The organism is Streptomyces sp. NPDC005004, from assembly GCF_053600675.1.
This window is the reverse complement of the sequence record NZ_JBSGAH010000027.1, coordinates 1-22334: the sequence shown is the minus strand read 5'-3', so window position 1 is coordinate 22334 and position 22334 is coordinate 1. Positions and strand designations below refer to the sequence as shown.

Here is a 22334-nt window from a genome sequence, read left to right as displayed (position 1 = left end):
GTGCTGCCGCGACCGTATTTCCGGCGGCTTGTACCGCCTCCCCCCGCTGCTGGTACCGCTCCCCCGTCGTTCCGCGCCGTCTCCGGCCCGGACGTGCCGCTCACCGCGCGCCGAAGCGCTCCAGGAGTTCGGTCCGCTCGAACATCCGCGCGGTGTCGACCGCCGACGGCGTGCCCGCGGCCGGGTCGGCACCGGCCTGGAGGAGGACGTCGATCACCTCGGCCTCGCCCTTGAAGACGGCCCCGGCGAGCGGGGTCTGCCCCCGGTCGTTGATCCGGTCGGCGTCGGCACCGCGGGTCAGCAGCGCCCGGACGGTGTCGGCGTGTCCGTGGTAGGCGGCGAGCATCACCAGACAGTCGCCGCGGTCGTTGGTGAGGTTCGCCGGCACGCCCGCGTCGACGTACGCGACCAGTTCCCCGGTCCGTCCCCGCCGGGCCAGATCGAAGATCTTGGTCGCCAGCTCCACGACCTCGGGGTCGGGGCCTTCGCTCATCGGCCGGACCGCCTCTCGTTGCAACCGTTCAGGTGAATCGTCAGGGTACTTCGTCGCACCGGCCCCGACCTGGCGCGACCGAGGCGGGGGACAGGACAGACCCGGTCGGACGCACGGATGCGGCCCCCCGGCGCAGCACGAGCTCCGCCACCTGGAGGAAAAGCAGCACTTTTCACCCAGTTGCACCTTTTATCGTATGGATACATCCTGTGATCCTGGAAGTACTCATGGTGACTGTCCCCCCTTCGACTTCAGGAGGTCCCCCATGATTTTCTCCATGTCCGGCGTGGTCCTGCTCGGCATCATCGTCTTCCTCTTCTTCCGCAAGGACGGCCTCAAGGGCACGCACGCGTGCATCTCGGCCCTGTTCGGCTTCTACCTCGCGAGCACGGCCATCGCCCCGAGCATCAAGGCCGGCGGCGAGAGCCTGGCGAGCCTCCTCGGCGGCATCAAGTTCTGACGCCCGGCCTCCCCCGAGGGCGGGCACCGCACCGTCCGAGGGGGACCGCCACGTCGCGCGACCGACCACCCCGCCCGCACGCCCCACTCCGCACCACGCACAGGAGACAGCAGTGGCCCGGCGCCCTCTTCCCCGCATTCTGAGCAAGGACAGCGCGCAGCTCGCCCGCACGCAGCTCGCCCGGAGCCGGGACATGGCCCGGACGGCGGCCGACAGCGCGACCGACGTCCTCCACCCGCTGATCACCCTCTCGCGCGGGCTCGGCCGCCTCGCCGCGGCCGCGCGGACGAAGTGGGCCGCGACACCGAAGGACAAGCGCGGCCCGCTGCTGTTCCTGACGGCAGCCGTGGTCCTGGTCGTCGCGCTCACGCCGTACGGCCCGCTGCTGGCCGCCATCGCCCTGATGGCGGCGGCCGCCTGGTACGGCCGCGACCGCACCCCCGCCAAGCCCGACGGTCCCGTCCCGGCCCAGGCCGAGCGGCTGCGCTCGCTGTACGAGGCCCTGGTGCCCGTCTTCGCGACGGCCGACGACCCGGCGCCGCTGTACGCCCACGGCGGCGCCTGGGAGAAGGCCCTCGCGGACCACGAGTTCGACGACGGCGGCCGCCTCGGCCATCTGGTGATCCGCTACCCCGCCTACTTCCCCGACGGCGACCCCGAGGCCCGCGCGCGGGTCGAGCGGCTGCTCGGCGCGAAGGCCGGCCGCGGCCGCGAGTACCGCTTCGACTGGGACGAGGAGGGCAACCGGCTCACGCTGTCCGTCCTCCCGCCGCTGCCCACCGGGATCGCCGCGCAGCGGTTCGTCACCGCGCCCGGTGAGACCGTGCTCGGGTTCACCGACCCGAGCGAGGTCCAGCGCACCCTCCCGCTCTCCTTCGAGGAGGAGGAGCGCGACGTGCCCCCGGTCGTCTGGCGCACCGGTGTGCGCTCCACCGAGCCGCACCTGCTGGCCATGGGCCACCCCGGCAGCGGCACCTCGACGCTGCTGCGCTCCATCGCGCTCCAGGCGCTCCAGCACGGCGACGTACTGATCGTGGACGGCGGCGGCACCGGCGAGTACGCCTGCCTGACCGGCCGGGACGGCGTCCTGGCCGTGGACTGCGCCCCGGCGGGCGCGGTCGCCAGCCTGGAGTGGGCGGCGCAGGAGACCGAGCGGCGGCTCCTCGCGGTCAACCGGGCCCGGCAGGCGGGCGAGCCGATGCCCGAGGACACCCGGCGCCCGCTGTGGCTGCTCCTCGACCGGCCGACCGTGTTCACGCACCTCGCGGAGGCCGAGCACCGCACCGACCCGCAGGCACTGCTCCAGGTCCCGCTGCGGCACGGCCGCGCGGCCAACGTCACGGTGGTCCTGGCCGAGCAGTTCGACAGCGCGGACAGCCTGAGCGAGGCCGTCGGCCGCCACACCCGCGCGCGGGTCGTGCTCGGCCCGGCGAGCGCCCAGCAGGTGGCCGCCGTCCTGGGCGAGCCCCCGCACACGACCCCGCCCGAGCGCATCCCGGCGGGCCGCGGCTACGCCCGCCTCGGCTCGGGCCCGGTCCTGCGCCTCCAGGTCCCGGCCACCCCCGACCCCTACGACGACGCCACGGGCGAGACCGACCGGCAGGCGGTGCTGGCGCTGCTGCCGCCGCGCACGGCACCGGCGGTGGCGGCGGAACCGGTGCCGCCGGCCCACCTCACCAAGTCCGACGACACCGTCGCCGCCCCCGTGGTGGCGGAGGCGGTGGGCGCCGAGTCCTGACGGACGCCGAAGGCGCCGGGCCGGGCGGGGCGACTCCCCGCCCGGCCGGCGCGTTCCCACCCCGCTCCTACGCCACGAACGTGCGCGGAGCCTCCGCCCCGCCACCCGCGCCGGTCTCCACCAGCCGCGCCGCCGCGGCGAGCCGTACCGCCGCCTCGTCCGCCACCGCTCCCCCGACGGTGAACGGCAGCCGCACATAACCCTCGAAGGCGCCGTCCACGCCGAAGCGCGGTCCGGAGGGCACCCGGACGCCGACCCGCTCGCCCGCCTCGGCCAGCCGCGAGCCCGACAGACCGCCCGCTCGGACCCACAGGGTCAGTCCGCCCTCGGGCACCTCGAACTCCCAGTCCGGCAGCTCGCGTCGGACGGCGGCCACCAGACAGTCACGGTTCTCCCTCGCCTGCGCCCGGCGCAACTCCACCGCCTCCTCCCAGCCGCCGGTGCTGAACAGCCAGTTCACCGCGAGCTGTTCGAGCACCGGGGTGCCGAGGTCGGCGTAGGCGCGGGCGGCGACCAGGCTGCGGATGACGTCGGGGGCGGCGCGCACCCAGCCGATGCGCATCCCGGCCCAGAACGCCTTGCTGGCCGAGCCGACGGTGATGACGGTGGAGCCCGCCGGGTCGAACGCGCAGACGGGGCGGGGCATGTGACGGCCCAGCTCCTCGTCGAACCACAGCTCGCTCATGGTCTCGTCCGTGACGAGGACCGTCCCCGCCGAGCGCGCGGCGTCGACCAGCCGGCGCCGCTGGTCCTCGTCGGCGAGCGCGCCCGTCGGGTTGTGGAAGTCGGCGACCACGTAGGCGAGCCGGGGCGCGGCCTCGCGCAGCACCTGGCGCCAGCGGTCGAGGTCCCAGCCGGTGAGCCCCTCGGCCATGGCGACGGGGACGAGCCGTGCGCCTGCCTCGCGCATCAGCTGGAGGATGTTGGCGTAGGACGGCGACTCGACGGCGATGCGCTCGCCCCGTCCCGCGAACAGATGGCAGATCGCGTCCATGGCGCCCATCGCGCCGGTGGTCACCATGATCTGCTCGGGCATCGTGGGGATGCCGCGCGCGGTGTAGCGCTCGGCGATCATGGCGCGCAGCGCGGGGAGTCCGGCCGGGTAGTCGCCGTGGGTGTGCGCGTACGGCGGCAGCTCCTCCAGGGCCCCCTGGACGGCGCGGGTGAGCCACGGCTCGGGGGCGGGCAGGGCCGCGCAGCCGAGGTCGATCATCGAGCCGAGCGTCTCGGGCGGCAGGGGTTCGAGGCCGCGCGCGGGCAGGGGGTTGCCCGCGGGGACGGCGGTCCAGCTTCCCGCGCCGCGCCGGGACTCCAGGAAGCCCTCGGTGCGCAGTTCCTCGTAGGCGGCGGCGACGGTGGTGCGGCTGACGGACAGGGCGAGGGCGAGTTCGCGCTCGGCGGGCAGCCGGGCGGCGACCGGCACCCGGCCCTCCAGGACGAGCAGCCGTACGCCGTCGGCGAGGGCGCGATAGGCGGGCGGACGGCGCGTGCCGGGGCCCGCGGGGCGCTTCTGCTGGGAGTTGAGGAGCCGGGCCAACTGCGCGGCACCCACCGCCGAGGTCCACTGCGCCATGAAGATCAGTCCACCTTCCCCGGATTGGCCATGGATGACCGAGCTTACCGAGCCACAGAGTGACACGGGTCAGTCCACTGCTTCCACCCCCAGGGGGGTATCCGATGTCCACTCGGGGCCAACTCGGCCGACGCCTGGTCCAGTTGTACGGCGGGCTCGCGCTCTACGGCGCCAGTTCCGCGCTCCTCGTCCGCGCGGACCTCGGCATGGAGCCGTGGAACGTGCTGCACCAGGGCCTGGCCCGACTCACGGGGCTCAGCATGGGCGTCGTCCTGACGATCGTCGGCGCGCTCGTGCTGCTGCTCTGGATCCCCCTGCGCCAGCGCCCGGGTCTCGGCACGGTCTCCAACGTCCTGGTGATCGGCTTCGCCCTGGACGCCACCCTGTCCGTGCTGCCCGCCGTGCACGGCATCGTGGCGCGGGCGCTGCTGCTGGTGGCGGGGATCGTGCTCAACGGCGCGGCGACCGGCCTGTACATCGCGGCGGCCTTCGGTCCCGGCCCGCGCGACGGACTGATGACCGGGCTGCACCAGCGCACGGGCCGCTCGATCCGGCTGCTGCGCACCCTCGTGGAGGTCGCCGTGGTCGCGACGGGCTTCGCGCTGGGCGGCACGGTGGGCGTCGGCACGGTCCTGTACGCGCTGTCGATCGGCCCGCTCGCCCAGCTCTTCCTGCGCGTGTTCGCCGTCCCGCCGAGCGGCCCGGCCACCGTGGTTGCCGCCGGGTCACCCGCCCGCGCGATACTGCGCCCGTGACCTCGCGGATACGCCACCCCTACCTGGACCACCCCACCCCGCTCGCCTTCGCCCACCGCGGCGGCGCGGCCGAGGGCCTGGAGAACACCGTCGCGCAGTTCCGGCGCGCGGCCGAGCTGGGCTACCGCTACATGGAGACCGACGTGCACACCACGGCGGACGGCCGGCTCGTCGCCTTCCACGACGCGACCCTGGACCGGACGACGGACGGCGGGGGCCGCATCGCGGACCTGCCCTGGCGGGAGGTGAACCAGGCGCGGGTGGCGGGCAGGGAACCGGTTCCGCTCTTCGAGGAACTGCTGGAGACGTTTCCCGACGTCCGCTGGAACGTGGACCTCAAGGCCGAGTCCGCCCTGCTGCCGTTCCTGGAGCTGGTCGAGCGGACGAACGCCTGGGACCGGGTGTGCGCGGGCTCCTTCTCCGAGGCACGCGTGGTGCGGGCGCAGCGGCTGGCCGGGCCGCGCCTGGCGACCTCGTTCGGCACCCGCGGGGTGCTCGGCCTGCGGCTGCGCTCCTGGGGGCTGCCGGCCGCCGTACGCCGCTCGGCGGTGGCGGCGCAGGTGCCCGAGGCCCAGTCCGGGGTCCCGGTGGTCGACGCGGCCTTCGTACGCGCGGCCCATGCGCGCGGGGTTCAGGTGCACGTGTGGACGATCAACGAATCCGAGCGGATGCACCGGCTCCTGGATCTGGGGGTCGATGGCATCATGACCGATCACATCGACACGTTGCGTGCGGTCATGGAGGACCGGGGCGTCTGGGTCTGAACCGCCCGGGCTGCCCTCGCCGCCCGCCGCGCGCACGGCACTGCGGCGGGGAAGCGAGGGCGCGGGGTGGGCACCGACACCGTGCGGGCGGAGGTGGCCGACGAGGCCGCCGGACTGCGGCGCGAACAGCGCGGCTGGTATTTCTACGACTGGGCGTGCTCGGTCTATTCGACGAGCGTCCTGACCGTGTTCCTCGGCCCGTACCTCACGGCGGTCGCCCGTGACGCGGCCGACGCGGAAGGGTACGTACACCCGCTGGGCATTCCCGTGCGCGCGGGCTCCTTCTTCGCGTACTCGGTCTCCCTGTCGGTGATCGTGGCCGTGCTGATCATGCCGCTGGTGGGCAGCGCCGCCGACCGCACCGGCCGCAAGAAGCCGCTGCTGGCCGCCGCCGCGTACACCGGGGCGGCCGCGACGACCGGCATGTTCTTCCTGGACGGGAACCGCTACCTGCTCGGCGGGCTCCTCCTGATCGTCGCCAACGCGGCGCAGTCGGTCGGGATGATGCTCTACAACGCCTATCTGCCCCAGATCTCCGCGCCCGCCGAACGCGACGCGGTCTCCTCGCGCGGCTGGGCCTTCGGCTACGCGTCCGGGTCCCTGGTCCTCGTCGCCGACCTGGTGCTCTTCTCCGCGCACGACTCCTTCGGCCTGTCGCAGACGGAGGCCGTGCGGATCTGTCTGGCCTCGGCCGGGCTGTGGTGGGGCGCCTTCACGCTGGTGCCACTGCGCGCCCTGCGCGACCGGCACGCGCGCGCGTCGGCCGCCGCCCCGACCGGCCTGCGCCAGCTCGCGGCGACCATACGGGACATGCGCCGCCACCCGCGCACCCTGGCCTTCCTGCTGGCCTACCTCGTCTACAACGACGGCATCCAGACGGTGATCACCCAGGCGTCGGTCTACGGCTCGGAGGAACTGCGCCTCGGCCAGTCCACGCTGATCGGCGCGGTCCTCCTGGTCCAGGTGCTGGCGGTGGCGGGCGCGCTGGCCATGGGACGCCTCGCGCGGGTCCACGGCGCGCAGCGCACGGTGCTGGGCTCGCTGGTGGCGTGGACGCTGACGCTGGGCGCGGGGTACTTCCTGCCCGCCCGGGTGCCGGTGTGGTTCTTCGTCCTGGCGGGCGCCATCGGGCTGGTCCTCGGCGGCAGCCAGGCCCTGTCCCGCTCGCTGTTCTCGCACCTGGTCCCGCCGGGCAAGGAGGCCGAGTACTTCTCCGCCTACGAACTGAGCGACCGGGGTATGAGCTGGCTCGGCCCCCTGCTGTTCGGGCTGACCTACCAGCTCACCGGAAGCTACCGCTCGGCGATCGTGTCGCTGGTGGCCTTCTTCGTCATCGGCTTCGTTCTGCTGGCCCGGGTACCGGTGCGGCGTGCGATCGGCGAGGCGGGGAATCCGGTTCCGGACAGGATTTAGCGTTCCACACGAAAGGGCGGTAGTGTACGCGTTTGGCCTGCCAGGCGTACCGTTACTGCGCGTCAAAGTCAGCGAGACGCTGGGTGACATCTGCTGTCAGATGTGACAAACCGGGCGCCTGTGGGTAGAACAAGGGGCGGCTACGACGGCGACGCATGACCCTGAACGGGAATCTTTACCGCCGACCGGACGTTGACCGGATGACGACGACAGCGACACCTGTCCTGTGGGCGACAAGCCCGGGAGGCACGATTCATGAGTGAGCGAGCTCTTCGCGGTACGCGCCTCGTGGTGACCAGCTACGAGACGGACCGCGGCATCGACCTGGCCCCGCGCCAGGCCGTGGAGTACGCATGTGAGAAGGGGCACCGGTTCGAGATGCCCTTCTCGGTCGAGGCGGAGATTCCGCCGGAGTGGGAGTGCAAGGTCTGCGGCGCCCAGGCACTCCTGGTCGACGGCGACGGCCCTGAGGAGAAGAAGGCCAAGCCCGCGCGTACCCACTGGGACATGCTGATGGAGCGGCGCACCCGTGAGGAGCTCGAAGAGGTCCTCGAGGAGCGCCTGGCGGTCCTGCGCTCGGGGGCGATGAACATCGCCGTACACCCGCGCGACAGCCGCAAGTCCGCGTAACCCCTGCGGGGGCAAGCACGCAAGAAGAACCGCGGGCGCCGTACATCTTCGCGATGTACGGCGCCCGCGGTTCTGTGCTGTCCGGGCCACCCGTGCGAAGCACGCGGCGGGGCGGACGACCGCGATCAGCGGTTCAGGGGCGGGCGGGGCTCGTCGGTGGCGTCGTCGCGGCGCTCGCGGATGACCTCGCCCTGGACGACCTTGCCGTCCGGGCGGTGGATGCGGGCCTGCTGGAAGGCGTCGCCGAGGGAGCCGGGGGCGGCCACGCGCAGCTTGCGGTTGACCAGGTGCTCGGTGCGGCGGCGTACGAGGGTCTGGACCGGGGGCAGCAGCAGAAGCAGTCCGGCGATGTCGGAGAGCAGACCGGGGATCATCAGGAGCAGACCGGCGAGCATCAGCAGGCCGTTGCCGCCGCCGGAGGCGGGAGCGGTGCCGTCCGAGGGGGCGGTGCCGCGGCGCAGGGCCTCGTCCAGGTTGCGGAAGGCGCGGCGCCCCGCGCGCTTGACGACGACGGCGCCCGCGACGAAGCCCGCGACCAGCAGCAGGAACACGGCCAGGCCCCCGGCCGCGTTCGCGACCAGGACCAGCAGCCAGATCTCCAGCACGATCCAGGCGGCGATGCCCAGCGGCAGACAGCGGCGCAGGGCCGAGCGCCGGGAACGGCCGGTCTGCGGAGGGGTGGGGTCGCCAGTCGTCATGCTTCCAGTGTGCCTGGGCCCGGCTCAGCGCGGGATAAGGGGGTGATCGTCCCCGAGAGGCCGGGCCCCCGCGGGGCTATTCGCTCTTCACCGCGCCGTCGGTCCCGGCATGGGCGTCGGCCCGGGTCCCGCCCTTGTCGGCACCCTTGGCCTTGAGCTTGTGCACCCGGTCCCCCACGCCCCACGCGGTGACCCGCCACAGCGCCTCGACCAGGATGTCCTTGCTCATCTTGGAGTCGCCGAACTCGCGCTCCACGAAGGTGATGGGCACCTCGACCACGTGGTAGCCGGCCTTGACCGAGCGCCGGGCCAGGTCGACCTGGAAGCAGTAGCCCTGCGAGGCGACCTCCGCCAGGCCGAGCCCCTCCAGGGTCTCGCGGCGGAAGGCGCGGTAGCCGCCGGTGATGTCGCGCAGCGGCAGGTCCAGGGCGAGACGGGAGTAGAGGCTGCCGCCGCGCGAGATGGCCTCGCGGGACTTGGGCCAGTTGACCACCCGGCCGCCGGGCACCCAGCGGGAGCCGAGCACCAGGTCGGCGCCCTTGAGCGCGGTGAGCAGACGGGGCAGTTCCTCGGGCTGGTGGGAGCCGTCTGCGTCCATCTCGACCAGGACGCCGTAGTCGTGCTCCAGACCCCAGCGGAATCCCGCGAGGTAGGCGGCGCCGAGGCCCTCCTTGCCCTTGCGGTGCAGCACCTTGACGTGGTCGTCCGCCGCCGCCAGTTCGTCGGCGAGCTTGCCGGTGCCGTCGGGGCTGTTGTCGTCCGCCACGAGGACGTGTGCCGCGGGGACGGCCTTGCGTACCCGGCCCACGATCGCCTTGATGTTCTCCGCCTCGTTGTAGGTCGGAATGATCACCAGGACCGTGCCGAGCGGGCCGAACTGCCTCCCCCGGGCCGTGGCCTCGAGGGTCTCGCCGTCGTTCACTGCTGCCCCTTCATGTCGTACGCAGGCATCCACCATAGTGGTCACCGCCTGCGATGACGTGACAGCACATTCCTACGGTGGTGTCGATAGCGCAAGAGTTGGGTAGGAACGGGTTTTTCGTCGCCGGTGTCAGTCGCCGGTGTCATCAGTGTCCGCCGCCGGGGTTCACCGCAGGTGATCCGCTGCGGATGGGGGCCCGGCGCCCTTCGGGCCGACCTGGGACCCGCTGGCTGCGGGTCGACCGAGAGCCGTTGTCTACTGAGCGACCGGGCCCCACCCGGGTCACACCTGGCCGGCCGGCGGAGCGTTCCCCCGTCGGCGCGGGCGCTGAGCCTGGCTCCCAGCGACGGTGCCCCGGTGCGGCGGCACACCGTCCCTGACCCAGCGGCGCTGCGACGAGTACGCGAACACTCGGCGGCCGGGCGTCCGGTGGTGGACGCGGCCGAACCTACCGGGCGCCCGCCGTCGACTGTCAACAGCCCTGTGGCCTGCGCAAACACCGGGTACGTCTCATGCTTGTCGCAAGGATGCGCAGGTCGGGCGGCGGTGTGGCGGCACGGACTCCGGCCGGCGCCGCCGTCGTAGATCACTCGCCCGGCCGTACGTACACCGTCCGGCCGCCCACCACCGTGCGCAGGCAGACGGGCAGTTCGCGCTCGGGGCCCAGGTCAGGCAGGCCAGGGGTGCCCGAGCGCGGGTCGGTGGACCAGCGGGCGACCCGGTCGTCGGGGGCCTGGACGACCAGTTCGCCGGTGTGCCAGACGGCGTAGTCGGCCGGGGCGCCGGGCACCAGGACGCCCGCGTCGTCGCGGCCGACGGCCCGCCAGCCGCCGCGCGTGTGCGCGGTGAACGCGGCGCGCACCGAGATCCGGTGTTCCGGGGTCCGGTGGAAGGCGGCGGCGCGGACGGTGCCCCAGGGGTCGAGCGGGGTGACCGGGCTGTCGGAACCGAAGGCGAGCGGCACCCCGGCGCGCAGCAGGGCGGCGAAGGGGTTGAGGGTGCGGGCCCGCTCCGCACCGAGCCGAGCGGCGTACATGCCGTCCTCGCCGCCCCAGATCGCGTCGAAGGCGGGCTGTACGGAGGCGATCAGGCCCAGCTCCGCGAAGGCGGCGACGGTCTCGGGCGTGAGCATCTCGGCGTGCTCGACGCGGTGCCGGGCGGCGCGGACCCGCGCGAGGCCGACCTTCTCGGCGGCGGCGCGCATCCCCTCCACGACGGCGCCGACGGCCGCGTCCCCGATGGCGTGGAAGCCCGCCTGGAGCCCCGCCTCGGTGCAGGCGACGACATGCGCGGCGACCGCGTCGGCGTCCAGGTAGGCGGTGCCGGTGCGGCCGGTGTCGTCGGCGTACGGCTGGTGCAGGCAGGCGGTGTGGGAGCCGAGGGCGCCGTCCACGAAGAGGTCGCCCGCCGCGCCGAGGGCGCCGAGTGCGCGGGCCTTGTCCACGTCCTGTTCGGCCCAGTAGCCGACGACGCGGGGTCCGGGGCGTTCGGCGGCGAGCTTCAGCAGGCCGGTGAAGTCGTCCTCGGAGGAGATCGTGGGGCCGCCGCACTCGTGGACGGTGCCGATGCCGAGGGAGGCGGCGCGGTCGAGCGCCGCGCGCTGGGCCTCGGCGCGCTGGACGGGGGTGAGCGCGGCGAAGGCGGCCTCGCGGACGGCGTGGTGGTCGTCGGCGGTGAGCGGCGCGTCGGCGCGGGTCACGACGGTGGGTACGAGGTCCAGCAGGGCGGTGCTGACGACGGCCGAGTGGACGTCGGCGCGGGAGAGGTAGAGGGGACGGCCGCCGGTCGCGGCGTCCAGTTCGGCGCGGGTCGGCGGGCGGCCGCCGGGCCAGCGGGCGGCGTCCCAGCCGTGGCCGAGGAGCACCCGGTCGGCGGGGCGCTCGGCGGCGAAGGCGCGGACCCGGTCGAGGGCCGCCTCCAGGGACGGCGCGTCGGAGAGGTCGAGCCCGGTCAGGGCGAGACCGGTCGCCGTGGTGTGGACGTGGGCGTCGGTGAAGGCCGGGGTGACGAGGGCGCCGTCGAGGTCGATCACCTGGTCCACGCCGTCGGCGAAGGCGTCGGCGGCCCCCTCGGAGCCGACCCAGGCGACCTGGCCGCGCTCCACGACCATCGCGGTGGCGAAGGGGTCGGCGGGGCTGTGGACCTCTCCCCGGCGCAGCAGGACGGTCCGGGGGTCGCTCGTGGGGTCGGCGCACTGGTCACTCATGCCCCACAGTCTCTCGCGTGCGCGCGGGAGGGCGGGAACCGGGGCGGACGGGACCGGCGGGGGTCAGATCCTCGGCGGGCGCGACTCGTACGGTGTGGAGAGCACGACCGTGGTGCGGGTGGAGACCCCGGCCAGGGAGCGGAGCCGGGCGAGCAGTTCCTCCAGCTCGTGCGGGGTGGCCACGCGGACCTTGAGGATGTAGTTCTCGTCCCCGGCGACGCTGTGACATGCCTCGATCTCGGGGACGCCCGCGAGCCGTTCCGCGATGTCGTCCGGGGCGCTGGGGTCGAAGGGTTTGACCGAGATGAAGGCGGTCAGCGGCAGCCCGACGGCCTCGGGGTCGACGACGGCCGCGTAGCCGCGGATGACGCCCCGCTGTTCGAGCCGGCGCACGCGCTGGTGCACGGCCGACGTGGACAGGCCCGTGGCCTTGCCCAGGTCGGTGTAGCTCATGCGCCCGTCCTTGACGAGCAGCTCCACGATCTGACGGTCCAGCTCCTCCATGCCGCTGAACCTACAGGCCGCGCGATCCTTTCCGGTACCCGAGCTGCGCAGGTCATGCGGGGTACGCTCACCCCGCCATGTGACGAACACCACAGGACTTGTGCGCGCTGCGTGATGTTCTCACGATTACCGCCGAGAGTGGACGGGAAGTGCTTGCTGTGGTCGAGGCCGCAGTGCCTTCACGGCCCAGCCTTAGGGGGAGATTCCCATGCAGAGTGTCAAGCGCCCCGTCCGTCCCGCCGCCCGGCGGCAGCCGCGCGTCGTCGAGCCCGTGCCGGAGTACGTCGAACCCGACTTCGACGACGACGCCGAGAGCCTGGACGCCGAGGACACCTACGACACGTTCGAGATGTACCGGGTGATCTGCCCGGACTGCGCGCAGCCGATCGCGCTCCTCGCCGACGAGGAGGTCCTGCCGGAGCACGCGCGGTGCGCCTCGCCGTGGAACCCGTTCGGCCTCACGGCCTGTTCGGGCACCGGCCGCGCGGCGGCGGACGCCCGCCCGGCCGACGCGTCCGGCGCGCCGCAGGAACAGGACACCGCCCTGCTGCTGACGCTCCCCCAGGGTCTGGACTGGCGCACCCAGCCCTTCTCGCACGTCGGCGGCCCGGGCTCGCGCCCGATGCGCGTACCGACGATGCGCGACCGGGCCGCCTGAGGCCCCCTCCTTCGGACGAACGCCCGCCTCCCGCTGTGAGCCGCGCCGGGGGGCGGGTCGTTGTGCCGTTCGAGCTCGGCGTTGTGCCGTACGAGTGAGGCGTGACGCCGTGCGGGTGAAGTGGCGTGCCATACGGGTGAACCGGGACCGGGAGCGGCGGCCGACGCGGGTGGACTGACGCTCGATTTGGCGCGGGGGTGACCCCGGCGGGCGCGCCCGCGTTGGCCAGGCATGACCCCCATGCACACGGCCACCGGGCGTCAGCGCCGGCCCTTCGTCCCACGGCCCGCGGAACCGGCCGCGCCCCAGCCGCCGCAGGACCCGCCCATCTACCGGGAGATGATGCGCACCTGGGCCGACCGGGGCCGCACGCTGCCGGGCCGCCACGACCCGGAGTGGGTCGAGCTGGCGGCCCCGCAGGTGGTCAGGGGACAGTTCAGCGAGCCTCAGGGCCCGCCACATGACGGGCGATGACCATGCGCTGGATCTGGTTGGTGCCCTCGACGATCTGGAGCACCTTGGCCTCGCGCATGTAGCGCTCGGCCGGGAAGTCGGCGGTGTAGCCGTAGCCGCCGAGGATCTGCACGGCGTCCGTGGTGACCCGCATGGCGGTGTCGGTGCAGTGCAGCTTGGCCATCGCGGCCTGCTTGGCGAAGGGCAGTCCCGCGTCGCGCAGCCGCGCGGCGGACAGGTAGAGCGCGCGGCCGGCCTCGATCTGGGTGGCCATGTCGGCGATCATGAAGCGCAGCCCCTGGAAGTCGGCGATGGGGTGGCCGAACTGTCTGCGCTCCGTGGCGTATCCGACCGCAGCGTCCAGCGCGGCCTGGGCCACGCCGATGGCGCACGCGGCGATACCGAGACGGCCGGAGTCCAGGGCCGACAGGGCGATGGAGAAGCCCTGACCCTCCTCGCCGAGGCGGCGGTCGTCAAAGACTCTTACGCCGTCCAGGTGGACCTGGGCGGTGGGGCTGCCCTTGAGGCCCATCTTCTTCTCGGGCGCGGCCGCACCGAGACCCTCGGCGTCGCCGGGGACGAGGAAGGCGGTGATGCCGCGCGGGCCGTCCTCGCCGGTGCGGGCCATGACCGTGTAGAAGTCCGCGATGCCGCCGTGGGTGATCCACGCCTTCGTACCGGTGAGCACCCAGGAGTCGCCGTCCCGGACGGCCCGGGTGCGCAGCGAGGCGGCGTCGGAGCCGGAGGCGGGCTCGGAGAGGCAGTAGGCGCCGAGCAGACCGCCGCCGAGCATCGCGGGCAGGTGCTCGACCTGCTGCTGCTTGGTGCCGTGCGCGGCGAGCGCGTACGAGGCGAGCGTGTGCACGCTGACACCGAGGCCGACGGTGAGGCGGGCGGCGGCCAGTTCCTCCAGGACCTGGAGGTAGACCTCGTAGGGCTGGTCCCCTCCGCCGTACTCGGAGTCGTAGGGCAGGCCGAGCAGACCCGCCTCCGAGAGCAGGGTGAAGACCTCGCGCGGGAAGCGGGCGGCGTCCTCCTCCTCGGCCGCCTTCGGCGCGATCTCGCGCTGGGCGATCTCACGGACGAGCGCGAGCAGATCGCGGGCCTCTTCCGTGGGCAGTTGACGCTCCACCGGCTGCGGGTCGCGGTCGGACATGGCGTCGGTCTCCTCCCTGTCGGGCACACCGGCGGAGGTGCGCCCCGGGTCGGGCGGCTCCGCCTGATCGTTCCGTCCGCCGACGGCCCGCTCCGGGTCTCGGAGGCGGCTGACCAGCGGCTGTGCCGTGAGTATGCCCGATCGGGGACCTCCCGTCACCAGTTAACGAGCGCTTACTTCAGGAAACCCGAAAAGGCCCCGCGCCGCCTTGTCGATCTTGGCCGTGCGGGGCTGTCGGAGTGAAGGGAAGGGAGTGACCCGGGGAGGGGTCAGGCGTCCCGGCGGGCCGGCGGCGGGGCCGGGCACGAGGGGTCCAGCTCCTCGATGGCGCGCAGGGTGCCGCCGAGTGTCTTCACCAGCAGCTCGCACAGGGTGTCGCGGGGCAGCGCGGGGCGGTCGATCCAGTCGAGGGTGGCGCCCTCGACGCTGCACACCCAGGAGAGCAGGCCGCTGCGGGCGAGCGGTCCGACGGCGGTCCTGCCGTACGCGCCCTCGGCGACGGTGTCGACGATCGCCTCGCGTACGCCGTCCCGGATCGCATGGACCTCGGCGTCGAAGCCGACGCCGCCGCTGACGATGGTGCGGTAGGCCGCCTGGTGGTGCTCCGCGAACCGCAGATAGCTGTCCAGGGTGCGGTGCAGCCGGTCCACGGCGGGCAGTTCGAGACCGCTCGCGGCGAAGGTCACCAGGTCCGCGACCGAGTCCTGGATGATCGCGAGGTAGTAGCCGCGCTTGGACCGGAAGTAGTAGTAGATGAGCCCCTTCGCGACATGCGCCTGGCGGGCGATGTCGTCCATGGACAGCGCGTCGTAGGGCCGGTCGGCGAACAGCTTGCGCCCGATGGCGATGAGTTCGGCCCGGCGCGCCGCGGAGCGCTCCGTACCGCGCGTCGGTCGGCCCGGGCCGACGGCCTGGGTGAGGGCGGCGGGCTGTTGACGCATATTCAATTCCGGCCCTGGTCTCTGCGGTCGGCGGACCTCCGCAGTATGGCAGAGGCGGCCGTTCGGGTGAGGGGGCGTGACGAAGCGGGCGGGGCGGACGGGGGGGTGGGTACGGCACCGGCCGCGCGGTTCGGCGTGAGGTCGGGCCCTCCGCTCGGCGGCGGACCGAGCCGACGCCGCCGCCCTCCGCGCTGCCGCTGGAGGGCGGCGGCCGGAGGCAGCCCGGTGATCGGGTCCACGCCGGGGACGCCGGCCCGGTCGATCAGCCGTCCGGACGCGGGGCGACCGACTCCAAGCGGCGCCGCCGCGACTGCGCGCAGAGGGCTCCCCTCACCCGAACGCCGTACTGGACGGGCGAGGGCTCCCGGGGATCGGCCGCTGCCGCGTCCGTCATGCCGCGAAGCCCGCGACGCGCGGACCTGCGCGAACAGGAGACGGCACGCTTGGACGGGAGCCGTGGCGCGCAGCATCGGCGCGTCGGGGCGCGGACCGTGACGATGGGGCGCTGGCACCTGCGTCGGTTATCGCCCTAGGTTGAAAGTGACCGAGGTCACAAACCCACCCAAATGACCTCGGCGCTCCGGCGGGCGAGTCCCCCGGATCAGCAGAGGAGATCGTCATGGCAAGCAGCAACGGCAACCGCGCCGTCACCTTCCACGCCCCGAAGGACATGCGCGTCGAGTCTCTGGACTTCCCGAAGCTCGAGATGCCGAACGGGAAGAAGGCCCCGCACGGGGTCATCCTCAGGCTCGTCGCCACCAACATCTGCGGGAGCGACCTGCACATCTACCGCGGTTCCTTCCCGGTGCCCCAGGGCATGGTGATGGGGCACGAGATGACCGGGGAGGTCATCGAGGTCGGACCCGACGTCGAGTTCCTCAACGAGGGCGACCTCGTCTCCGTCCCGTTCAACGTCGCCTGCGGCCGATGTCGCAACTGCAGGGCGCGCCGGACCGACGTCTGCGAGACCACGAACCCCAAGGTGTCCTGCGGAGCGTACGGCTTCAACCTGGGCGACTGGGCCGGCGGCCAGGCCGAGTACCTGTTCGTCCCGTACGCCGACTTCCAGCTCCTGCGCTTCCCGGACAAGGACCAGGCCATGGAGAAGATCCGTGACCTGGCGCTGCTCTCGGACATCCTGCCCACCGCGTTCCACGGACTCATGGAGGCCGGCGCCAAGCCGGGCTCGACCGTGTACATCGCCGGCGCCGGCCCGGTCGGCCGCTGCGGCGCGGCGGCGGCGCGCCTCCTGGGGGCGTCCTGCATCATCGTCGGCGACCACAACAAGGACCGCCTGGAGCTGGTGAAGAGGAACGGCTGCGAGACGATCGACCTGAGCCAGGGCGCGGCGCTCACCGACCAGATCGAGGCCATCCTGGGCGAGCCCATGGTCGACTGCGCGGTCGACTATGTCGGCACCGAGGCACACGGCATCGGCCGCGAGGTCGAGGACATGGACCCGGCCTACGCCATCAACCAGGTGATCGACGCCACCCGCGCGGGCGGAGCGACCGGAGTCATCGGCGTCTACGGCCCCGACCCGCTCGCGAAGTCGAAGGCCGAGCAAGAGGGAACGTACCCGATCGACTTCGGCAAGGCGTGGATCAAGTCGCCGCGGATCGCCGCCGGGCAGGCACCGATCATGCACTACAACCGCGAGCTGATGATGGCGATCCTGTGGGATCGTATGCCCTACCTGAGCGACATGCTCAACACGAAGGTGATCAGCCTCGACGAAGCCCCCGAGGCCTACGCGACCTTCGACAGCGGAGTGGCCGAGAAGTTCATCATCAACCCCCACGGCCTCATTCCCGCCTGAGTCCCAGCCGGACCTCGACCCAGGGTCGAGGAGGCACTCCGCGGCGGACGCCCTCCTTCTTCCGAAGATCGGTGTTCGCGGCCAGTCTCGAGCTCGTCGGCGGGCACCGTCCGTGCATGAGGGTCGGCGACCTCCTCGGCCATGAATTGATCGGCGAGGTCGTCGGCACCGCGGGGAGGGTCTCTTCTCCCTGTGCGACAACGGCGACACCGGTCCCGCCATCACCGAGCACCTCTGGGCCTCGTCCGACGCCGCCCGGACGCACTCGGGCATCTCACCCCAAGGGGCCAGGGCAGCCGCCGGGGCCCGACTTCGAGCGCGCTCCAGTGCCTAGAGTTCCGGACACGGACTTCCGCTCACGGACACACCCTGGCACCGACGGTCACGGTCGCGAACGGTGACCGAGAACGCGGCGGTCAGCGCGAGCGTCGTCCCGGCGAGGCCGGTTCTCAGGACAGAGGTGATCCGATGAAGGTGCTGGTGACCGGCGGGACGAGCGGGCTCGGACTCGCCATGGCCTCCGCTCTCGCCGCGACGGGCGCCACCGTCGCGCTGACCGGGCGGTCCGGCGAGCGGGCGGAGTCCGTCGCCGCGGATCTGCCGGGCGCGACCGGCCTTGAGATGGACGTGCGGGACGAGTCGTCGGTGGCCCGGGCCGTCGACCGCGCGTGGTCGCGGCTCGGCGGCATCGACATGCTGGTGAACAACGCCGGCATCGGCATGCGTACGGTCAACCCGCGCTTCATGACGCAGCCGCAGGGCTTCTGGGAGGTGTCGCCCGACGCCTTCCGCGCGGTGATCGACACCAACCTGACCGGCTACTTCCTGGTCGCCCGCGAGATCACGCCACGGATGCTGGCCTCGGGCGGTGGCCGGATCGTCAACATCTCGATGAATCACTCGACCATGCGACGCGCCGGCTTCGTTCCCTACGGGCCGTCGCGAGCCGGGAGTGAGGCGCTCTCCCGGATCATGGCGGCCGACCTGCGGCACACGGGCATCACCGTCAACCTGCTGCTGCCCGGAGGCGCGACGGTCACCGGGATGCTGCCCCAGGACGTCGCCGCCGAGGGGCACGGGTTCCTGAGCCCGGAGGTGATGGGCCCGCCCATCGTCTGGCTGGCCTCCGACGACGCGGCCGGCGTGCACGACGAACGCATCGTCGCCGCCGAGTTCGAATCATGGCTGCGGGACCGGGAGAGCCGACAGTGAGGGCGTGAGCGTCCGCGTGGGCGTGGCCCGGCTCCTGCGGCTGGGGGCGGCGCCGACGCTGACGCGCAGGTGGGCGGCGACCTCGGCGTGTCCCCGGAGCCACTGGTCGTCGCCCCTCGTGTGTCCTCGTGCGTCGGGATGAGCGTACGTAACGCGCACGGCCGCCCCCTCGCCCCGACGGCGCCGAATCGGCTGCGGTTGCGAGCGTGTCGAGATGGTCCACCGTCTTTGCCGTTGTTACCGTGCGCTTTGCTCAAATAAGTCCATAAAGCGCAGATTCGCGCCTGGGTGGTCGGGAGGACACGGACCATGAACGATTTTTCTCGTCGCGGACTGCTCAAGGCGACGGCGGTCGCCAGTGCCGGGGCGGTGGTCGTGCCCGGCGCGGCGGCCCTCGACGCGAGCGCGGCGACCGAGGAAACCATGGGCGGGGCACACGGGGCGAAGTGCCCGCGGGCAAAGCTGACCGGCCGTATCGTCCGGCCCGAGGACCCCGGGTACACGAACGCGCGCCTCGGCTGGGACCAGCTCTTCTCCCACTATCCGCTGGTGATCGTCTTCGCTCAGAACACCCAGGACGTGGTCAACGCCCTGACGTGGGCCCGGCAGAACGACGTCGCGCTGCGGATCCGCAGTGGCCGCCACAGCCTTGAGGGCTGGTCGAACGTCGACAGCGGCCTCGTGATCGACATCAGCGAGCTGAAGTCGGTCCACATCGACAGGGCCGCTCGCGTCGCGACGGTCGGCTCCGGACTCAATCAGCTGGAAGCGGTGACCACACTCGCGAAGCAGAACTTCGCGGTGACGACAGGGACCGAGGGCAGCGTGGGCCTGTCCGGAGCCACGCTCGGCGGCGGGCTCGGCTTCCTCACACGCTGGCTCGGCATGGCCTGCGACAGCCTGATCGGCGCCGAGATCGTCGTCGCGGAAGGCGACGAGTGCGCCAAGGTGATCAAGACCGATCTGAACCACAACGCGGATCTGCTCTGGGCGCTGCGCGGAGCGGGCAACGGCAACTTCGGCATCGTCACCTCCCTCACCTACAAACTGGCTCCGTTGAAGAGCGTCACGTATCTGCAGGCCACCTGGGACGGAACCGGCCACCTGGGCAGGATCTTCAAGGCGTACCAGCGCACCGCGCCGTTCACCGACGACCGCCTCGGTACGCAGCTCGAAATCCACCGGAACCAGATCCTGCTGTTCGCGGTCCTTGCCGAAGGAACTCCCGCCGAGGCGAAACGGCTGCTCGCCCCGATCCTGTCGATCGACAGCCCTCAGGTCTCGACGCAGGTGGGGAACTGGGGCGACGTGTACGCGGGATTCCAGATCCCGACCGAGGACGAGCCCGCGAACTGGAAGTTCTACTCACAGTTCACCAGGAAGCCGTTCCCGGCCAAGGCCATCGACGTGATCTCCTCTTTCATCAGGGACGCCCCCACGGACGACAGCAACTTCTTCGTCCAGGCGTTCGGAGGGGCGGTCAAGAGGAGTCCCCGCGGCGGTACGGCGTTCCCGCACCGCGACGCGCTCTTCTACTCCGAGCCCGGCGTCGGCTGGGGCAGGCGCAGTGACCAGCCGGGCATCTGCGACCCGCTCACCCCGCAGGCGCAGGCATGGATCGCCGAATTCAGCCAGGAACTGCGCCCCTACGTGGACGGCGCCTACGTCAACGTGCCGAACATCGCGATGCAGGACTGGGAGACCGCCTACTGGCGATCCAACTTCGACCGACTGCGCAAGATCAAGGCGAAGTACGACCCGCGCAACGTCTTCCAGTACGACCAGAGCATCCCGCCCGCCTCCGTTTGACCCCGCCCGGTCCGAGCCCCCTCCTGGCCGGTGAGGGGGTAGGGCCGTCCGGTGCGCAATACTCTCCGGATGAGTTCACGCACCTCCCCGATCAGCGGGCTGATCACGATTCGGAGGGCCGTCGCGCGGGACGCCAAACGGCTCACGCGGCTCGTGCGCGGCTCGGGCGCCTACGAGGGTGAGTACGCGGCTGCGGTCGCGGGCTATCGGGTCGGTCCTGACTACATCGAGGCCCACCGGGTCTTCGTAGCCGTCGGTGCCGACGAGCAGGGGGGCCGGGTCCTCGGGTTCTACTCGCTCGTCCTCGCTCCGCCGGAGCTCGACCTGCTGTTCGTCGCCGACGACGCGCAAGGACGAGGTATAGGACGACTGCTCGTCGCGCACATGCAGTCCGAGGCCCGTGCCGCCGGGCTCGACCGCGTCAAGGTCGTGTCGCATCCTCCCGCCGAGAACTTCTACCACCGCGTCGGTGCGGTCCGGACCGGAACCGTGCTCGCGAACCCGCCCGCCGTGCTGTGGGACCGTCCGGAATTCGAGTTCCGCATTCCTTCTGAATGAGCGGTGTGCCGGTTCCCCCTTCGGCGGGCATCGCACCCATGCCTCCCCCCGCGCGCCGGCCGGGGGCGTGACCGGCGCGGGCTCTGCTGGTTCTCGGGTCAGTGGCCGTGGAGGGCGAGTTCGTAGTCGCCGATGAGGTCGCCGAGGAGCGTGCCGGCGGTGAGGTCGCCGGGGAGGTGGCCGGCCATGCAGAGGCGGGAGTAGAGGACTTCGGCTCGCGTCCACGCGTAGTCCTGGGCGCGGTGGGGGTTCAGAGCGCTGAGGCAGGTGACGGCCGCGGCGGCATCTCACCGCCGAGACCGCCGACCTCCTCGATGCCCGCCGGCTGGGAACAGTCCTCCGCAACCTGGCGGACAACGCCCTGCGCCACGGCTGCGGCAGCGTGCACGTACGAGCGGCCGTCAGCGACGGCAGACTGCGGCTGACCGTCATGGACGAGGGGCCCGGTTTCCCGTCCGACTTCCTCCCCCGCGCCTTCGACCGGTGCGGTGGGGCACCACCTTGGCGAAGTGCCCCTCGCCGCTGGGGCGTTCCACCACCCCTCTCGACCACCGAACCGATCAGGTCGGCGGGCCGCCTCGTCCTGGGCTCTGCCCCCTCAGAGTCCGGCGCGGCGGGTCGGCAGGGCTAGACGCCGCGATACGGGCAAGACGGGGTGGATCAGTTTCCGCTCGGCCGACCCCGCACAGCGTCGGTCGGCCCGGGCTACGCGAAGGAGGAGTACATGTCGCAGATAGAAGAGTCCATCGACGTCAACGTCCCGGTCACGGACGCCTACAACCAGTGGACCCAGTTCGAGGACTTCCCGCAGTTCATGGACGGTGTCGAGCGCATCGAGCAGCGCACCGACACACTCACCCACTGGAAGACGAACATCGGCGGAGTGGAGCGGGAGTTCGACGCGGAGATCACTGAGCAGATTCCCGACGAGCGGGTGGCCTGGACCAGCGTCGGCGGAGACGCCCGGCAGGCCGGAGTCGTCACCTTCCACCGACTCGACGAGGGCACCACCAAGGTCATGCTCCAGCTCGACTACGCCCCCGAGAGCCTGACCGAAAAGGTCGGGGACAAGCTCGGCTTCGTCAAGCGCCAGGCCACCGGCGACCTGAAGCGCTTCAAGGAGTTCATTGAGCGGCGCGGCGGGGCCGCGACCGGGCAGTGGCGCGGTGAGGTCTGAGGACCTGTCCGGAGGTACGGGGGCGGGTCCTTGGACCGCGTCAGGTGACCCGCCTCCCCCGGCGCATGGGGTGCGCCGCCGTGCGTCGCGAGAAACAGCCCTCGAGTGGACATGTCCGGCGGGCCCGATCTTCAGGGCGTGGGGTTCTGCGCGGTGTGGTGGGTGTTGTTGTAGGTGACGGAGAAATGGCGTCTGCGGGTGAAATCGACGGGGATTTCGAGGGCCATGAAGTCTTCGCCGTACGCTGTGCGTGCGCGCAGGTGGATGCGGTGTCGTGCCAGGGGCACGGTTTCGGGGATACGAAGGTTCCACGTCTGCCGCCATGGCCCGGCGGGCGGCCGGAGGGGGCCTGAGAGCTGCGCGCCCATGGTGGCCAGCAGGCCGGGGAGGCTGTA

General features: G+C 72.2%; 21 protein-coding genes and 1 pseudogene. 13 read left to right on the top strand and 9 right to left on the bottom strand.

The annotated features are described in order from the left end of the window. Positions 1-100 precede the first annotated feature (100 nt). Positions 101-493: an ankyrin repeat domain-containing protein gene (locus ACWEEU_RS27990; protein ID WP_385745500.1), complete on the bottom strand. Its 393-nt coding sequence runs from the start codon at positions 491-493 to the stop codon at positions 101-103. Between the two features lie 265 nt (positions 494-758). Here ACWEEU_RS27990 and ACWEEU_RS27985 point away from each other — a divergent pair, with 265 nt between their 5' ends. Continuing rightward, complete coding sequence (locus tag ACWEEU_RS27985) at positions 759-953, top strand: hypothetical protein (protein ID WP_361116755.1); 195 nt, start codon at positions 759-761, stop codon at positions 951-953. A 112-nt stretch (positions 954-1065) separates the two neighbouring features. After that, positions 1066-2691: an ATP-binding protein gene (locus ACWEEU_RS27980; RefSeq protein WP_451735940.1), complete on the top strand. Its 1626-nt coding sequence runs from the start codon at positions 1066-1068 to the stop codon at positions 2689-2691. 67 nt (positions 2692-2758) lie between these two features. Here the strand turns inward: ACWEEU_RS27980 and ACWEEU_RS27975 are convergent, their stop codons facing one another. Then, complete coding sequence (locus ACWEEU_RS27975; protein ID WP_451735938.1) at positions 2759-4264, bottom strand: SCO1417 family MocR-like transcription factor; 1506 nt, start codon at positions 4262-4264, stop codon at positions 2759-2761. A gap of 104 nt (positions 4265-4368) precedes the next feature. Here ACWEEU_RS27975 and yczE point away from each other — a divergent pair, with 104 nt between their 5' ends. The 4 genes from yczE to ACWEEU_RS27955 all read left to right on the top strand — a co-directional run bounded on the left by yczE (position 4369) and on the right by ACWEEU_RS27955 (position 7826). Then, positions 4369-5019 (top strand): membrane protein YczE, encoded by a 651-nt coding sequence (yczE, locus tag ACWEEU_RS27970; RefSeq protein ID WP_385751305.1) that lies wholly within the window; start codon positions 4369-4371, stop codon positions 5017-5019. Next, entirely contained in the window at positions 5016-5783 is a 768-nt protein-coding gene (locus tag ACWEEU_RS27965) for a glycerophosphodiester phosphodiesterase (protein ID WP_451735935.1), read from the top strand. The genes yczE and ACWEEU_RS27965 overlap by 4 nt, the downstream gene beginning before the upstream one ends. A gap of 66 nt (positions 5784-5849) precedes the next feature. Next, positions 5850-7196, top strand: a complete 1347-nt coding sequence (locus ACWEEU_RS27960) for an MFS transporter (RefSeq protein ID WP_451735932.1) — start codon at positions 5850-5852, stop codon at positions 7194-7196. Between the two features lie 255 nt (positions 7197-7451). Further along, on the top strand, positions 7452-7826 hold the full coding sequence (locus ACWEEU_RS27955; RefSeq protein WP_003977404.1) for an RNA polymerase-binding protein RbpA: 375 nt from the start codon (positions 7452-7454) through the stop codon (positions 7824-7826). A 125-nt stretch (positions 7827-7951) separates the two neighbouring features. Here ACWEEU_RS27955 and fxsA read toward each other — a convergent pair whose 3' ends face one another. The 4 genes from fxsA to ACWEEU_RS27935 all read right to left on the bottom strand — a co-directional run bounded on the left by fxsA (position 7952) and on the right by ACWEEU_RS27935 (position 12156). Continuing rightward, on the bottom strand, positions 7952-8524 hold the full coding sequence (gene fxsA / locus ACWEEU_RS27950) for an FxsA family membrane protein (RefSeq protein WP_451735930.1): 573 nt from the start codon (positions 8522-8524) through the stop codon (positions 7952-7954). 76 nt (positions 8525-8600) lie between these two features. Beyond that, on the bottom strand, positions 8601-9446 hold the full coding sequence (locus ACWEEU_RS27945; protein ID WP_451735927.1) for a polyprenol monophosphomannose synthase: 846 nt from the start codon (positions 9444-9446) through the stop codon (positions 8601-8603). A 586-nt stretch (positions 9447-10032) separates the two neighbouring features. Beyond that, on the bottom strand, positions 10033-11652 hold the full coding sequence (locus ACWEEU_RS27940; RefSeq protein WP_451735924.1) for an amidohydrolase: 1620 nt from the start codon (positions 11650-11652) through the stop codon (positions 10033-10035). A 63-nt stretch (positions 11653-11715) separates the two neighbouring features. Continuing rightward, entirely contained in the window at positions 11716-12156 is a 441-nt protein-coding gene (locus ACWEEU_RS27935) for an Lrp/AsnC family transcriptional regulator (RefSeq protein WP_199587946.1), read from the bottom strand. 208 nt (positions 12157-12364) lie between these two features. Between ACWEEU_RS27935 and ACWEEU_RS27930 the strand changes: the two genes are divergently transcribed. Further along, positions 12365-12814, top strand: coding sequence for a hypothetical protein (locus ACWEEU_RS27930; protein WP_385750369.1), 450 nt, complete (start codon positions 12365-12367; stop codon positions 12812-12814). Positions 12815-13250: 436 nt separating this feature from the next. Here the strand turns inward: ACWEEU_RS27930 and ACWEEU_RS27925 are convergent, their stop codons facing one another. Continuing rightward, positions 13251-14423, bottom strand: a complete 1173-nt coding sequence (locus tag ACWEEU_RS27925) for an acyl-CoA dehydrogenase (protein ID WP_385750367.1) — start codon at positions 14421-14423, stop codon at positions 13251-13253. Between the two features lie 269 nt (positions 14424-14692). Then, positions 14693-15364, bottom strand: coding sequence for a TetR/AcrR family transcriptional regulator (locus tag ACWEEU_RS27920; RefSeq protein WP_385750365.1), 672 nt, complete (start codon positions 15362-15364; stop codon positions 14693-14695). Between the two features lie 619 nt (positions 15365-15983). Between ACWEEU_RS27920 and ACWEEU_RS27915 the strand changes: the two genes are divergently transcribed. The 6 genes from ACWEEU_RS27915 to ACWEEU_RS27890 all read left to right on the top strand — a co-directional run bounded on the left by ACWEEU_RS27915 (position 15984) and on the right by ACWEEU_RS27890 (position 21939). Further along, the gene (locus ACWEEU_RS27915; protein WP_385750364.1) at positions 15984-17183 is read left to right on the top strand and encodes an alcohol dehydrogenase catalytic domain-containing protein; all 1200 of its coding nucleotides are present in this window, start codon (positions 15984-15986) and stop codon (positions 17181-17183) included. Between the two features lie 468 nt (positions 17184-17651). Beyond that, positions 17652-18395, top strand: a complete 744-nt coding sequence (locus tag ACWEEU_RS27910; RefSeq protein WP_385750362.1) for an SDR family NAD(P)-dependent oxidoreductase — start codon at positions 17652-17654, stop codon at positions 18393-18395. 309 nt (positions 18396-18704) lie between these two features. Beyond that, positions 18705-20204, top strand: coding sequence for an FAD-binding oxidoreductase (locus ACWEEU_RS27905; RefSeq protein WP_385750360.1), 1500 nt, complete (start codon positions 18705-18707; stop codon positions 20202-20204). A 69-nt stretch (positions 20205-20273) separates the two neighbouring features. Further along, positions 20274-20762 (top strand): GNAT family N-acetyltransferase, encoded by a 489-nt coding sequence (locus ACWEEU_RS27900; RefSeq protein WP_385750357.1) that lies wholly within the window; start codon positions 20274-20276, stop codon positions 20760-20762. 325 nt (positions 20763-21087) lie between these two features. Continuing rightward, entirely contained in the window at positions 21088-21393 is a 306-nt protein-coding gene (locus tag ACWEEU_RS27895; RefSeq protein ID WP_451736004.1) for an ATP-binding protein, read from the top strand. 93 nt (positions 21394-21486) lie between these two features. After that, positions 21487-21939 (top strand): SRPBCC family protein, encoded by a 453-nt coding sequence (locus ACWEEU_RS27890; protein WP_385750355.1) that lies wholly within the window; start codon positions 21487-21489, stop codon positions 21937-21939. Positions 21940-22070: 131 nt separating this feature from the next. On the opposite strand, the pseudogene ACWEEU_RS27885 reads toward ACWEEU_RS27890, so the two are convergent. Continuing rightward, positions 22071-22334: pseudogene (locus tag ACWEEU_RS27885) on the bottom strand (hypothetical protein); the annotation flags it as partial.

Excerpts from the sequence above, each read along its gene's own strand:
- ACWEEU_RS27925 (WP_385750367.1), bottom strand. The coding sequence starts at position 14,423 with ATGTCCGACCGCGACCCGCAGCCGGTGGAGCGTCAACTGCCCACGGAA.
- yczE (WP_385751305.1), top strand. The coding sequence starts at position 4,369 with ATGTCCACTCGGGGCCAACTCGGCCGACGCCTGGTCCAGTTGTACGGC.
- ACWEEU_RS27910 (WP_385750362.1), top strand. The coding sequence starts at position 17,652 with ATGAAGGTGCTGGTGACCGGCGGGACGAGCGGGCTCGGACTCGCCATG.
- ACWEEU_RS27930 (WP_385750369.1), top strand. The coding sequence starts at position 12,365 with ATGCAGAGTGTCAAGCGCCCCGTCCGTCCCGCCGCCCGGCGGCAGCCG.
- fxsA (WP_451735930.1), bottom strand. The coding sequence starts at position 8,524 with ATGACGACTGGCGACCCCACCCCTCCGCAGACCGGCCGTTCCCGGCGC.
- ACWEEU_RS27985 (WP_361116755.1), top strand. The coding sequence starts at position 759 with ATGATTTTCTCCATGTCCGGCGTGGTCCTGCTCGGCATCATCGTCTTC.
- ACWEEU_RS27920 (WP_385750365.1), bottom strand. The coding sequence starts at position 15,364 with ATGCGTCAACAGCCCGCCGCCCTCACCCAGGCCGTCGGCCCGGGCCGA.
- ACWEEU_RS27890 (WP_385750355.1), top strand. The coding sequence starts at position 21,487 with ATGTCGCAGATAGAAGAGTCCATCGACGTCAACGTCCCGGTCACGGAC.
- ACWEEU_RS27990 (WP_385745500.1), bottom strand. The coding sequence starts at position 493 with ATGAGCGAAGGCCCCGACCCCGAGGTCGTGGAGCTGGCGACCAAGATC.
- ACWEEU_RS27915 (WP_385750364.1), top strand. The coding sequence starts at position 15,984 with ATGGCAAGCAGCAACGGCAACCGCGCCGTCACCTTCCACGCCCCGAAG.
- ACWEEU_RS27900 (WP_385750357.1), top strand. The coding sequence starts at position 20,274 with ATGAGTTCACGCACCTCCCCGATCAGCGGGCTGATCACGATTCGGAGG.
- ACWEEU_RS27935 (WP_199587946.1), bottom strand. The coding sequence starts at position 12,156 with ATGGAGGAGCTGGACCGTCAGATCGTGGAGCTGCTCGTCAAGGACGGG.
- ACWEEU_RS27975 (WP_451735938.1), bottom strand. The coding sequence starts at position 4,264 with ATGGCGCAGTGGACCTCGGCGGTGGGTGCCGCGCAGTTGGCCCGGCTC.
- ACWEEU_RS27955 (WP_003977404.1), top strand. The coding sequence starts at position 7,452 with ATGAGTGAGCGAGCTCTTCGCGGTACGCGCCTCGTGGTGACCAGCTAC.
- ACWEEU_RS27905 (WP_385750360.1), top strand. The coding sequence starts at position 18,705 with ATGAACGATTTTTCTCGTCGCGGACTGCTCAAGGCGACGGCGGTCGCC.
- ACWEEU_RS27940 (WP_451735924.1), bottom strand. The coding sequence starts at position 11,652 with ATGAGTGACCAGTGCGCCGACCCCACGAGCGACCCCCGGACCGTCCTG.